Genomic DNA, 12,205 nt, shown 5'->3' with positions numbered 1-12,205 from the left:
TCCGTTAAATGGACGGGGCTCTCGCCGTGGCGACCCTACAGGTCAGATGTCAGGTGATCAGTGGTGGCCGTGGCCCGCGCTGATCTCCTTGTACTCCTCGACGGTGGCCTTCGGCACCTGGTTGTCCTCGCCGAAGTAGCCCTTGCTGAGCTTGGCGCGGAGCTTCTGGGTGCGGCTCGGCTTGCGCTCGACGCCGTTCTCGTCGACCGTCGGACCGATCTCGGCCGGCTCGTACTGCTCGTGCGCGGTGAGCGAGTGCAGCCGGGCCTGGCTGAGCGGCTCGTGGATCTCGACGAACTCACCGTGCGGCAGCCGCTTGATGATGCCGGTCTCGCGGCCGTGCAGCACCTTGTCGCGGTCGCGACGCTGGAGACCCATGCAGATCCGCTTGGTGACCACGAACGCGATGACCGGTCCGACGAAGAAGAAGATCCGGACGAACCAGGTGACCGCGTTGATCGACAGATCGAAGTGGGTGGCGACGATGTCGTTGCCACCGCCGATCAGCATGACCATGTAGCCGGTGATCCAGGCGACACCCAGCGCGGTGCGGGTCGGGGCGTTGCGCGGGCGGTCCAGGATGTGGTGCTCGCGCTTGTCCCCGGTGATCCACGACTCGATGAAGGGGTACGCCGCGATGGCGGCCAGCATCACACCGAAGAGCACCAGCGGGATGAACACGCCCAGCACGAGCGTGTGACCCCAGACGTTGACCTCCCAGCCCGGCATGGCGCGGATGAGACCCTCGGCGAAGCCCATGTACCAGTCGGGCTGGGCGCCGGTGGACACCATGTCCGGGCGGTACGGGCCGAGGGCCCACACCGGGTTGATCGTGAAGAGCGCCGCGATGATCGCGATGACGCCGAAGACCAGGAAGAAGAAGCCTCCGGCCTTGGCCATGTAGACCGGCAGCAGCGGCATGCCGACGACGTTCTTGTTGGTGCGGCCGGGACCGGGGAACTGCGTGTGCTTGTGGTAGAAGACCAGGATCAGGTGCGCCACCACGAGGCCGAGCATGATGCCCGGCAGCAGCAGGATGTGGATCGAGTAGAACCGGGCCACCATGTCGTGGCCGGGGAACTCTCCGCCGAACAGGAACATCGAGATGTACGTGCCGACGATCGGCACGGACAGGATCGCGCCCTGGGTGAAGCGGACACCGGTGCCGGAGAGCAGGTCGTCCGGGAGCGAGTAGCCGGTGAAACCGGTGAACATGCCCAGGACGAACAGCAGGAAGCCGAACAGCCAGTTGATCTCACGCGGCTTGCGGAACGCGCCGGTGAAGAACACGCGCATCATGTGCACGAACATGCCGGCGAGGAAGATCAGCGCCGCCCAGTGGTGGATCTGCCGGATCAGCAGACCACCGCGGACGTCGAAGCTGATGTCCAGCGTCGACGCGTACGCCTCGGTCATCGTGATGCCCTGCATGGGGACATACGAGCCTTCGTACGTGATCTCGTTCATCGACGGGTGGAAGAACAGTGTCAGATAGACACCCGTCAGGATGATGATGACGAAGCTGTAGAGGCAGATCTCACCCAGCATGAAGGACCAGTGGTCCGGGAAGATCTTGCGCATGTTGGCCTTGGCCAGGGAGTAGATCCCGAGCCGGCCGTCCGCCCAGTCCGCGACCCGCTCGCCGGCGGGCGCCTTCCGCGATGTGTTGTCTGCGGTGCTCATCCGCGCTCCCAGAATGCAGGACCGACGGGCTCTTCGAAGTCGCCGAGCGCTTCGAGGAAGCCCTCGCCATTGACGCCGATCCGCAGCTGCGGGAGGGCGTGGCCGGCCGGGCCGAAGATGACACGGGCGCCGTCGGAGAGGTCGAAGGTGGACTGGTGGCACGGGCAGAGGACGTGGTGGGTCTGCTGCTCGTACAGGGAGATCGGGCAGCCCACGTGGGTGCAGATCTTCGAGAAGGCGACGATGCCCTCGTGGGACCACTCCAGCTCGCGGCGGTCCTTGATGTCCTTCGGTTCGATCCGAACGACCATCACGGCGTCCTTGGCGATCTTCGTGTTGAAGTCGTGGTCGTGGTCGTCCAGGTTCGCGGGCTTCACGAACGTCAGCGAGCCGACCGGAACGTCCTCGGGACGCAGCGGCTCGTTGGTGTTCATGTTGATCAGCTGGATGCCCTTGGACCAGTTGGTCTTGAAGAGCTTGTCCTCGGGCAGCGGGCCCAGCTCACGCAGCAGGACGACGCCGGAGAGCGGCACCATCGCGAGCGCGCCGAACATGGTGTTGCGGATCAGCTTGCGGCGGCCCAGCGCGGACTCCTCGGCACCCAGCCGGAAGTCGGACATGACCTTGGCCTTGACCTCGGGGCTCGCCTCGATCGGGTGACGGTCGTCCGCGACCTCCACGTCCGACATCAGCGTCCGCGCCCAGTGGACCGCGCCCGCGCCGATGCAGAAGAGCGCGATGCCCATGGTCAGACCCAGCATCACGTGCAGGATGCTGACGTGGCCCAGCGGCCAGATGTACACGATCTTGTCGACGTCGAAGGCGACGAACGAGGCGATGAAGCCGACCGTGGCGAGCATCGAGACCGTGAACATCAGGGCGACCGTGCGCTCGGAGCGCTTGGCGGCCCGCTCGTCGATGTCCTGGATGCGGGGCTTGTGGGGCGGGATGCCCGGATCCGCGAACGGGTTCTCGGCTACCGCCTTGCCGTGCGCGCTGTCCTGCTCGCTCGGCAGGCTCTCTTCGGAAATCTCTTGGCTACTCATGACTTCTTGGCCTTAGCGGTGTGGGCCGCGACCCAGACGGCGACAGCGATCAGCGAACCGAGACCGAAGATCCAGCCGAACAGGCCCTCGCTGACCGGCCCGAGGCCGCCCAGACCGAAGCCGCCGGGGGACGGCGTCTCGTCACCGTTCACGGCCTTGACGTACGCGATGATGTCCTTCTTCTCCTTCTCCGGCATCGTCGTGTCGGGGAAGGAGGGCATGTTCTGCGGGCCGGTCTGCATGGCCTCGTAGATGTGCTTCTCGTCGACGCCGGTGAGCGGGGGCGCGTACTTGCCCTTGGTCAGCGCGCCACCCTCACCGGTGAAGTTGTGGCACTGGGCGCAGTTGTTGCGGAACAGCTCGCCACCGTTGGCGATGTCCGCGCCTTCCACGCTGTACTGCTCCTCGGTGGGCGTGATCGGACCGGCGCCGAGCGACGCGATGTACGCGGCGAGCTGGTCGATCTGGGCCTGCGTGTAGATGTTCTTCTTCCCCGGGACCTGGGCGCCCGGCTGCATGGCGGGCATCCGGCCGGTGCCGACCTGGAAGTCCACCGCGGCCGAGCCCACGCCGACCAGGGACGGGCCGTCAGAGGTGCCCTGACCGCCGGTGCCGTGACAGGTGGCGCAGCCGACGGTGTAGAGCTTCTTGCCCTCCTCGATGGCGAGGGACTGGGCGGTCTCGTCGGCCTGCGCCTTGCCCGCGGGCGCGAACGCGGCGTACAGCCCCCCTGTGGCCGCCAGCGCGAGAAGTAGGACGACGAGCGCCGCCAGCGGATGGCGTCGTCGTGCGGAGAGCTTTTTCACGGATTACCCCGGTGTCAGGATCTTCTGCGTCGATGCTTGCTGGACGTGTCGGGCCCTCGCCCGACTACTTGATCATGTAGATCGTGGCGAAGAGGCCGATCCAGACCACATCGACGAAGTGCCAGTAGTAGGACACGACGATGGCGGCGGTCGCCTGCTCGTGGGTGAACCTCTTCGCGGCGTACGTCCGGCCGAGGACCAGGAGGAAGGCGATGAGGCCGCCCGTCACGTGGAGGCCGTGGAAGCCGGTGGTCATGTAGAACACGGAGCCGTACGGGCCGGAGGACAGGGACATGCCCGCCTCCTTGACCAGTTCCGTGTACTCCAGGACCTGGCCGCCGATGAAGACCGCGCCCATGATGAAGGTCACGATGAACCAGGCGCGCAGCTTCTTCACATCGCCGCGCTCGGCGGCGAACACGCCGAGCTGGCAGGTGAGAGAGGAGAGCACCAGGATCGTGGTGTTGGAGAACGCGAACCAGAAGTTCAGGTGTTCCGCCTGCTCGGCCCAGTAATCAGGACCTGTCACCGATCGCAGGGTGAAGTACATCGCGAAGAGGGCCGCGAAGAACATCAGCTCGGAACTGAGCCAGATGACGGTTCCGACGCTGGTGAGGTTCGGTCGATTGACCGTCGGGTGCGCGTGCCCGGTATCTACTGTCGTTGCTGTCGCCACGACCGACATTATGTCGGTCGCTTATCTCGCCCTCACTCCGGGGGGTGCCGTTCGGAGTGTCCGCACCCCCGGAGGGTGCCGCCAGCTACCCGAACGGCCCATCGAAGCGGTCCCCCGGCGGTGGTCGGACACCGTGCGCGGGGCCGTCCGGCCGGTGTTGACGGGGCGTGGGAGGGAGTAGCATCCGCGCAGATCGGTTAGCAGATCGGTTAGCGAGCAGCTCCCGTGTACGACGTCGTACGAACCCGGAGGGACCCAGCCATGCAGTCGACCGCCACCGTACTGGTCTACAGCGATGACGCGAACACCCGCGCGCAGGTCCGGATGGCGGCGGGGCGGCGGCCCGCCGCCGATGTCCCCCCGGTCGAGTACGTCGAGTGCGCCACGCTCCCGGCGGTTCTGGAGCGGCTGGACCGGGGTGGGATCGACGTGTGCGTCCTGGACGGCGAGGCCGTCCCCGCGGGCGGCATGGGCGTGTGCCGGCAGATCAAGGACGAGATCTTCGAATGCCCGCCGGTCCTGCTCCTGATCGGCCGCCCGCAGGACGCCTGGCTCGCCACGTGGAGCCGTGCGGACGCGGCGGTGACACTGCCGGTCGACCCGGTCGAACTGGCGGACGCGCTGGCGGGGCTGGTGCGGAGCCGGCTGTCGGTGGAGGCGTAGCGGACCGGCCCTCCCGGCCGTGCCCTACACCGCCTGCGGCCTCAGCCGGGCACCGTCCCAGGGGGCGGCCCCGTCCCGGGTGCCGCCCAGCACCGCGCTGCCCTGACGCCACTTGTCCCACGGCATGTTCCAGTCACCGAACCCGTTCCCGAACGTGGGCATGTCGTCACCGATGCTGTTGACGGCCGTCACCAGGTCGCCGGGCCGGATGTTCTCGTAGAACCAGGCCGCGTTCCCGGTGGACATGCCCACGCACCCGTGGCTGACGTTGGCCCATCCCTGGGAGCCCACGGACCAGGGCGCGGCGTGCACGTACTCGCCGCTCCAGGTCACCCGGGTCGCGTAGTACACCGGCAGGTCGTAGGACTCGCTGCTGCCCGCCGCGATGCCGACCGTGGAGCTGCGCATCCGGACGAAGTACTGCTTCTCCAGCACGACTTTGGTGCCGTTTCGCGTAGAGAAGCCCGGTTTGCCCATGGTGATGGGCATGGTGTTGATCACTTTGCCGTTGCGTTTGAAGGTCATGGTGTGCGCCGCGGCGTCCGCGATGGCCTCGACCCGGTCCCCGATGGTGAGGGTGAGCGGCTCCGTGGCCGTGCCGTACAGGCCCTTGCCGACCCGGACGCCCGTGAGGTTGCCGGTGAGGGTGACCCTGGCTCCGGAGGGCCAGTACTCCTTGGGCCGGTAGTGGAGCTGCTTGTCGTCGACCCAGTGCCAGGCCCCTGCCACGGCGGGCTTGGAGCGCACCTTGAGGGCCCGCTCGACGGCTGCCCGCCCCTCCTTGGCGGTGACGGGGGCGCTCAGCTTGACCGTGAGGGGCTGTCCGACGCCGTAGGTACCCGCCTGAGGGCCGAACTCGGCCTTGAGCTGCTGTGGTCCCGCCGCGGTCTCGAAGGTGAGGGTACGGACGCCGGGGGCGCCGTCGCCGTTCTCGGTGGCCACTCTGACGGTGTACCGGGCATCCGCGGCCAGCGGGCCCGTGGAGCGCCAGCGGCTGCCGTCGGCGGTGAGTTCACCGGCCAGGTGGTGTCCGGCCTCGTCGACGGCCGTGACGTCCGTGATGCGGCCGTCACCGTCCTTGGTGGTGACCTCCAGGGGCTTGTCCAGGGCCGCCTTCCGGTTCTCCCCGGGTCCGTTGAAGGCGATCTGCCCGGCCGCGTCGTAGGGGCGGGCGGACAGCGGGTGGTCGCCGTCGGAGCCGGCACAGCCCGCCGCGCCGGCGCCCGCGACGACGGCCAGCAGGGAGAGGCTGAAGGCGAGGCGAAGGTTCGGCGTGTGGCTGTGGTTCATAACCACACCGTAGGAAGAACTGTCGAACGCGGCACGCCGGATGGGGCCGAAAGGATGACCACAAAAGAAGGGCCCGGCTCCCCTGTTGAAGGAGGAGCCGGGCCCTTCGACGGCACACGGTCCGACTACTACTGGTTCTGGTTCTCGCCCCGGTAGTACTCGAAGACCCAGCCGAAGATGCCGATGAGGATCAGCGGCAGGGAGAAGAACATCAGCCACCAGCCGATGGCCACGGCCAGGAAGGCGAAGGCGCCACCGATGGCCAGGGAGAACGGCTGCCAGCTGTGCGGCGAGAAGAAGCCGACCTCACCGGCCTCGTCCGCGACGTCGGCCTCCTTGTCGTCCTGCGCCATGGCGTCGACCCGCTTGGCCGTGAAGGCCAGGTAGTAGCCGACCATGATCGCCAGGCCGAAGGCCATGAACAGCGCCGTGGTGCCGACCGGCTCCTTCGACCACACGCCGTACAGGACGGCCATGGCGAGGATGAAGAAGCTCAGCCAGATGAACATCTTGCCCTGGATCTTCACTTGCCGGCCTCCTTGCCACCGACCAGCGCGGTTTCCGTGCGGCCCTGGTTCTCCAGCTGGTCGATCGCGGCGATCTCAGGGTGGTGCAGGTCGAACGCCGGGGATTCGGAGCGGATGCGCGGCAGCGTGATGAAGTTGTGCCGCGGCGGCGGGCAGGACGTCGCCCACTCCAGCGAACGGCCGTAGCCCCACGGGTCGTCGACCTCGATCTTCTTGCCGTACTTCGCGGTCTTCCACACGTTGTAGAAGAACGGAAGGATCGACAGACCGAGCAGGAACGAGCTGATCGTGGAGATCGTGTTCAGCAGGGTGAAGCCGTCGGCGGCGAGGTAGTCCGCGTACCGGCGGGGCATACCCTCCGCGCCCAGCCAGTGCTGGACGAGGAACGTGCCGTGGAAGCCCACGAACAGCGTCCAGAAGGTGATCTTGCCGAGCCGCTCGTCCAGCATCTTGCCGGTGAACTTCGGCCACCAGAAGTGGAATCCGGAGAACATCGCGAAGACCACGGTGCCGAAGATCACGTAGTGGAAGTGCGCGACGACGAAGTACGAGTCCGAGACGTGGAAGTCCAGCGGGGGCGAGGCCAGGATGACGCCGGTCAGACCACCGAAGGTGAAGGTGACCAGGAAGCCGACGGCCCAGAGCATCGGGGTCTCGAAGGAGAGCGAGCCCTTCCACATGGTGCCGATCCAGTTGAAGAACTTCACACCGGTCGGAACCGCGATCAGGAACGTCATGAAGGAGAAGAACGGCAGCAGCACACCGCCCGTGACGTACATGTGGTGTGCCCACACCGTCACCGACAGGCCCGCGATCGCGATCGTCGCGGCGATCAGACCGATGTAGCCGAACATCGGCTTACGGCTGAAGACCGGGATGACCTCGGAGATGATGCCGAAGAACGGCAGCGCGATGATGTACACCTCTGGGTGCCCGAAGAACCAGAAGAGGTGCTGCCACAACAGGGCACCGCCGTTGGCCGGGTCGAAGATGTGCGAGCCGAACTTGCGGTCGGCCTCCAGGGCGAACAGCGCGGCGGCGAGCACCGGGAAGGCGAGCAGGACCAGGACACCGGTCAGCAGCACGTTCCAGGTGAAGATCGGCATCCGGAACATCGTCATGCCGGGGGCGCGCATGCAGATGATCGTGGTGATGAAGTTGACCGAGCCGAGAATCGTACCGAAGCCGGAGAAGGCCAGACCCATGATCCACATGTCGGCGCCGACACCCGGCGAGCGGACGGCGTCCGACAGCGGGGTGTACGCGAACCAGCCGAAGTCCGCCGCACCCTGCGGGGTGAGGAAGCCGGCCACGGCGATGATCGAGCCGAAGAGGTACAGCCAGTAGGCGAACATGTTCAGCCGGGGGAACGCCACGTCGGGCGCGCCGATCTGCAGCGGCATGATCCAGTTCGCGAACCCGGCGAACAGCGGCGTCGCGAACATCAGCAGCATGATCGTGCCGTGCATCGTGAACGCCTGGTTGAACTGCTCGTTCGACATGATCTGCGTGCCCGGACGGGCCAGCTCGGCGCGCATGAAGAGCGCCAGCAGACCGCCGATGACGAAGAAGACGAACGAGGTGATCAGGTAGAGCGTGCCGATCGTCTTGTGGTCCGTGGTGGTGAGCCACTTGACGACGACGTTGCCTGGCTGCCTGCGCCGTACGGGCAGCTCGTTCTCGTACGGCTCCTTCGAGCCGTCCGCTGCCGTGTCGGCACCCTGGGGTTCGTTGAGGATGCTCACAGTTGGTTCTTCTCCGCGTTCCTGGCCGGGTCAGTCTGCTCGATACCCGACGGAATGAAGCCGGTCTGCCCCTTCTCCGCCAGCTGCTTCAGGTGCTGCCGGTACTCCTCGGGGGAGACCACCTTGACGTTGAAGAGCATCCGGGAGTGGTCGACGCCGCAGAGCTCGGCGCACTTGCCCAGGAAGGTGCCCTGCTTGTTGGGGGTCACCTCGAAGGCGTTGGTGTGGCCCGGGATGACGTCCTGCTTCATCAGGAACGGAACCACCCAGAAGGAGTGGATGACATCACGGGAGGTCAGGATGAACCGGACCTTCTCGCCCTCGGGAAGCACCAGCGTCGGACCCGGGTTCTTGGTCTCCGGGTCACGGGTGCCGGGGATACCGGCGTCGTAGACGCCCTCGGCCCCCTTGGGGAACTCCTTCTGGAACTTGTCCGGAATGGCGCCGAGTTCCTTGGGGACCTCGGTGCCCGTGGCGGCGTCGCCGTCCACGTTCTCGATGTAGTTGAAGCCCCAGCTCCACTGGTAGCCGACCACGTTGATGGTGTGGGCCGGCTTCTCGGAGAGCTCGAGGAGCTTGGACTCGTCCCGCGCGGTGAAGTAGAAGAACACCGAGACGATGATGAGCGGCGTGACCGTGTACAGCGCCTCGATCGGCATGTTGTACCGGGTCTGCGGAGGAACCTCGACCTTGGTGCGGCTGCGCCGGTGGAACATGACGCTCCACAGGATCAGGCCCCAGACGAGCACGCCCGTGACGAGCGCTGCCGCCCACGAGCCCTGCCACAGAGAAAGGATCCGCGGAGCCTCTTCCGTCGCCGGATAGGGCAGACCGAGGCGGGGGAAGTCCTCCCAGTTGTACGAGCAACCGGAGGCGGTAGCCAGAATCAGGCCCGCAGTCAGCACCTGCGGCAGCTTCCGCCGCATCGGGCGCCGCGACGAGCGGTCGGAGCCGTTGGGACTCACGTAGCGCCTTCCCGAGAGTCTCGCCCGCGGGTCGGCTGCGGCCGTCTCGCTGGTCGGTCGCCGGCCCTGACGCGGGCAGGGGTTTGGATGTTTATGCGGACCAAACCCTACTGGACGCCATTTGGCGCCGCGCGGGGAGGGTGCCCAACGCGCCGCCGGTCCCCTCTTTCGGGTTGTTCTGCCTGGTGGGAGCCGTGTGTCAGGGGGGCGGCGCGGGCCTTTCGACCCCTGTCCGGCGGCCGTTCAGGGGATAGCGTGAACACGTGGCCTACTTCGATGTCGCTTCCTCCGCGCCCCTCCATCCCGTCGCCCGACAGGCCTTGCAGGCGTCCCTGGACGAAGGGTGGGCGGACCCCGCCCGGTTGTACCGGGAGGGGCGCCGGGCCCGGATGCTGCTGGACGCCGCGCGGGAGGCGGCGGCCGAGGCGGTGGGCTGCCGCCCGGACGAGCTGACGTTCACTCCGTCGGGGACCCACGCCGTCCACTCGGGGATGGCCGGCGCACTGGCGGGACGGCGCCGGGCGGGACGGCACCTGGTGGTGTCGGCGGTGGAGCACTCCTCGGTCCTGCACACGGCGGAGGCCCACCAGGCGGCCGGCGGGACGGTCACCGAGGTGCCGGTGGCCCGGTCCGGGGCGGTGACCCCGGAGTCGTACGCCCGCGCCCTGCGCGAGGACACGGCGCTGGCCTGTCTCCAGTCGGCCAACCACGAGGTGGGCACGGTGCAGCCGGTGGCCGGGGTGGCCGGGGTGTGCCGGGAGGCGGGGGTGCCACTGCTGGTGGACGCGGCGCAGTCGCTGGCGTGGGGGCCGGTGGAGGGCGACTGGTCGCTGCTGGCGGCGAGCGCGCACAAGTGGGGCGGACCGCCCGGGGTGGGGCTGCTGGTGGTTCGGAAGGGCGTGCGGTTCGCGGCCCAGGGGCCGCTGGACGAGCGGGAGTCGGGCCGGTCGCCCGGCTTCCAGAACCTCCCGGCGGTGGTGGCTGCCGCGGCCTCGCTCCGGGCGGTACGGGAAGAGGCGGCGGAGGAGGAGGCACGGCTGCGGGGGCTGGTGGAGCGGATCCGGTCACGGGTCCCGGAGGCGGTCCCGGACGTGGAGGTGGTGGGCGATCCCGTGCGGCGCCTCCCGCATCTCGTGACCTTCTCCTGTCTGTACGTGGACGGTGAGGCGCTGCTGCACGAGCTGGACCGGGCCGGTTTCTCCGTGTCGTCCGGTTCGTCCTGTACGAGTTCCACCCTGACGCCCAGCCATGTGCTGCGCGCCATGGGCGTGCTGTCCGAGGGCAACGTCCGCGTGTCGCTGCCGCTGGGCGTGCCCGGGGGCGAGGTGGAACGTTTCCTGGAGATTCTGCCGGGGGTCGTCGCGGGGGTGCGGGAACGGCTCGGCGCGCCGGTGACGGCAGAGGCGCCGACGGCCGGGGCCCGGGAGGCGCTGGTGGTGGACGCGCGGGGGAAGCGGTGCCCCATCCCGGTGATCGAGCTGGCGAAGGTGATCGGGGACGTCCCGGTGGGCGGCACGGTGCGGGTCCTCGCGGACGACGAGGCGGCGCGGCTGGACATTCCCGCGTGGTGCGGGATGCGGGGACAGGAGTACGCGGGCGAGGAGCCGGTGGAGGGGGGCGGCGCGGCGTACGTGGTGCGGCGGAAGGTGTAGGCCGGGCCCCGTCCACCCCGTCCGGCCCCTCCCCGGAACTGCCGGCTCCGCCCCCGGACACCGTTGTCGCCTCCGGACGGCGACCGTCCGCAGGCGCCGGACAGGCCGGAACGCGGCCCGTCCGGCGCCTGCGGAGGAGGACGCGCAGCCCCCGGCGGCGGTCAGCCCAGGTGGGCCCGCACCTCGGACGCGGCCTCGTCGCCGTACGTCTTCGTGAAGCGCTCCATGAAGTGGGCGCGGCGCAGGGTGTACTCCTGGGTGCCGAGGGTCTCGATGACCAGTGTCGCCAGCATGCAGCCGACCTGCGCCGCCCGCTCCAGGCTGACGCCCCAGGACAGGCCGGACAGGAAGCCCGCGCGGAACGCGTCGCCCACGCCGGTCGGGTCGACCTTGGCCTCCTCGTCGGGGCAGCCCACCTCGATGACGGACTCACCGACACGCTCGATGCGCACCCCCCGCGAACCGAGCGTGGTGACGCGGTGACCGACGCGGCCGAGGATCTCCTCCGAGGTCCAGCCGGTCTTGCTCTCGATCAGCCCCTTCTCGTACTCGTTGGAGAAGAGGTATGTCGCGCCGTCCAGCAGCGTGCGGATCTCCTCGCCGTTCATCCGGGCGATCTGCTGCGAGAAGTCGGCGGCGAAGGGGATGTCCCGGCTCTTGCACTCCTCCGTGTGGCGGAGCATCGCCTCGGGGTCGTCGGCGCCGATCAGCACGAGGTCGAGCCCGCCGACGCGGTCCGCGACGGCCTTCAGCTCGATGAGCCGGGCCTCGCTCATGGCGCCGGTGTAGAAGGAGCCGATCTGGTTGTGGTCGGCGTCGGTGGTGCAGACGAACCGGGCGGTGTGCTGCACCTCGGAGATCCGGACCGAGCCGGTGTCGACGCCGTGGCGGTCGAGCCAGGCGCGGTACTCGTCGAAGTCGAAGCCCGCCGCGCCGACGAGGACCGGGCGGGTGCCGAGCTGGCCCATGCCGAAGCAGATGTTGGCGCCGACGCCTCCCCTGCGGACGTCGAGGTTGTCGACGAGGAAGGAGAGAGAGACCGTGTGCAGCTGATCCGCGACGAGCTGGTCGGCGAATCGTCCGGGGAAGGTCATGAGGTGGTCGGTGGCGATGGAGCCGGTGACTGCGATACGCACGGCGGCAAGCTCCTGC

At 68.2% G+C, this 12,205-nt stretch carries 11 protein-coding genes; 2 read left to right on the top strand and 9 right to left on the bottom strand.

Annotation, left to right across the window (positions count from 1 at the left end):
• Window positions 1–57: 57 nt before the first annotated feature.
• The 4 genes from I3F58_RS19320 to I3F58_RS19305 all read right to left on the bottom strand — a co-directional run bounded on the left by I3F58_RS19320 (window position 58) and on the right by I3F58_RS19305 (window position 4,220).
• Window positions 58–1,683, bottom strand: a complete 1,626-nt coding sequence (locus I3F58_RS19320; RefSeq protein WP_240109887.1) for a cytochrome b N-terminal domain-containing protein — start codon at window positions 1,681–1,683, stop codon at window positions 58–60.
• Window positions 1,680–2,729, bottom strand: a complete 1,050-nt coding sequence (locus I3F58_RS19315) for a ubiquinol-cytochrome c reductase iron-sulfur subunit (protein ID WP_240109886.1) — start codon at window positions 2,727–2,729, stop codon at window positions 1,680–1,682. The genes I3F58_RS19320 and I3F58_RS19315 overlap by 4 nt, the downstream gene beginning before the upstream one ends.
• The gene (locus tag I3F58_RS19310) at window positions 2,726–3,535 is read right to left on the bottom strand and encodes a c-type cytochrome (protein WP_240109885.1); all 810 of its coding nucleotides are present in this window, start codon (window positions 3,533–3,535) and stop codon (window positions 2,726–2,728) included. The genes I3F58_RS19315 and I3F58_RS19310 overlap by 4 nt, the downstream gene beginning before the upstream one ends.
• Before the next feature lie 64 nt (window positions 3,536–3,599).
• The gene (locus I3F58_RS19305) at window positions 3,600–4,220 is read right to left on the bottom strand and encodes a heme-copper oxidase subunit III (protein WP_240109884.1); all 621 of its coding nucleotides are present in this window, start codon (window positions 4,218–4,220) and stop codon (window positions 3,600–3,602) included.
• A gap of 252 nt (window positions 4,221–4,472) precedes the next feature.
• Between I3F58_RS19305 and I3F58_RS19300 the strand changes: the two genes are divergently transcribed.
• Window positions 4,473–4,874 (top strand): hypothetical protein, encoded by a 402-nt coding sequence (locus tag I3F58_RS19300; RefSeq protein ID WP_240109883.1) that lies wholly within the window; start codon window positions 4,473–4,475, stop codon window positions 4,872–4,874.
• 24 nt (window positions 4,875–4,898) lie between these two features.
• Here the strand turns inward: I3F58_RS19300 and I3F58_RS19295 are convergent, their stop codons facing one another.
• The 4 genes from I3F58_RS19295 to coxB form a co-directional block, all read right to left on the bottom strand.
• Window positions 4,899–6,164, bottom strand: a complete 1,266-nt coding sequence (locus tag I3F58_RS19295) for an Ig-like domain-containing protein (RefSeq protein WP_240109882.1) — start codon at window positions 6,162–6,164, stop codon at window positions 4,899–4,901.
• Window positions 6,165–6,292: 128 nt separating this feature from the next.
• Window positions 6,293–6,691, bottom strand: a complete 399-nt coding sequence (locus I3F58_RS19290; protein WP_240109881.1) for a cytochrome c oxidase subunit 4 — start codon at window positions 6,689–6,691, stop codon at window positions 6,293–6,295.
• The gene (gene ctaD / locus I3F58_RS19285) at window positions 6,688–8,436 is read right to left on the bottom strand and encodes a cytochrome c oxidase subunit I (protein ID WP_240109880.1); all 1,749 of its coding nucleotides are present in this window, start codon (window positions 8,434–8,436) and stop codon (window positions 6,688–6,690) included. The genes I3F58_RS19290 and ctaD overlap by 4 nt, the downstream gene beginning before the upstream one ends.
• Window positions 8,433–9,401, bottom strand: coding sequence for a cytochrome c oxidase subunit II (gene coxB / locus I3F58_RS19280; RefSeq protein WP_240109879.1), 969 nt, complete (start codon window positions 9,399–9,401; stop codon window positions 8,433–8,435). The genes ctaD and coxB overlap by 4 nt, the downstream gene beginning before the upstream one ends.
• Window positions 9,402–9,664: 263 nt before the next feature.
• On the opposite strand from coxB, the gene I3F58_RS19275 reads away from it, so the two are divergent.
• Window positions 9,665–11,053, top strand: coding sequence for a cysteine desulfurase/sulfurtransferase TusA family protein (locus I3F58_RS19275; RefSeq protein ID WP_240109878.1), 1,389 nt, complete (start codon window positions 9,665–9,667; stop codon window positions 11,051–11,053).
• Between the two features lie 161 nt (window positions 11,054–11,214).
• Here the strand turns inward: I3F58_RS19275 and I3F58_RS19270 are convergent, their stop codons facing one another.
• The gene (locus I3F58_RS19270; protein ID WP_240109877.1) at window positions 11,215–12,189 is read right to left on the bottom strand and encodes a carbohydrate kinase family protein; all 975 of its coding nucleotides are present in this window, start codon (window positions 12,187–12,189) and stop codon (window positions 11,215–11,217) included.
• Window positions 12,190–12,205: the final 16 nt, after the last annotated feature.

This window comes from Streptomyces sp. MUM 203J (assembly GCF_022414595.1).
In the GTDB taxonomy this organism is placed as follows: domain Bacteria; phylum Actinomycetota; class Actinomycetes; order Streptomycetales; family Streptomycetaceae; genus Streptomyces.
The sequence above is the reverse complement of the archived record's forward strand: the minus strand, read 5'-3'. Positions and strand labels throughout refer to the sequence as shown.

Excerpts from the sequence above, each read along its gene's own strand:
- I3F58_RS19295 (WP_240109882.1), bottom strand. The coding sequence starts at position 6,164 with ATGAACCACAGCCACACGCCGAACCTTCGCCTCGCCTTCAGCCTCTCC.
- I3F58_RS19300 (WP_240109883.1), top strand. The coding sequence starts at position 4,473 with ATGCAGTCGACCGCCACCGTACTGGTCTACAGCGATGACGCGAACACC.
- I3F58_RS19320 (WP_240109887.1), bottom strand. The coding sequence starts at position 1,683 with ATGAGCACCGCAGACAACACATCGCGGAAGGCGCCCGCCGGCGAGCGG.
- I3F58_RS19315 (WP_240109886.1), bottom strand. The coding sequence starts at position 2,729 with ATGAGTAGCCAAGAGATTTCCGAAGAGAGCCTGCCGAGCGAGCAGGAC.
- I3F58_RS19305 (WP_240109884.1), bottom strand. The coding sequence starts at position 4,220 with ATGTCGGTCGTGGCGACAGCAACGACAGTAGATACCGGGCACGCGCAC.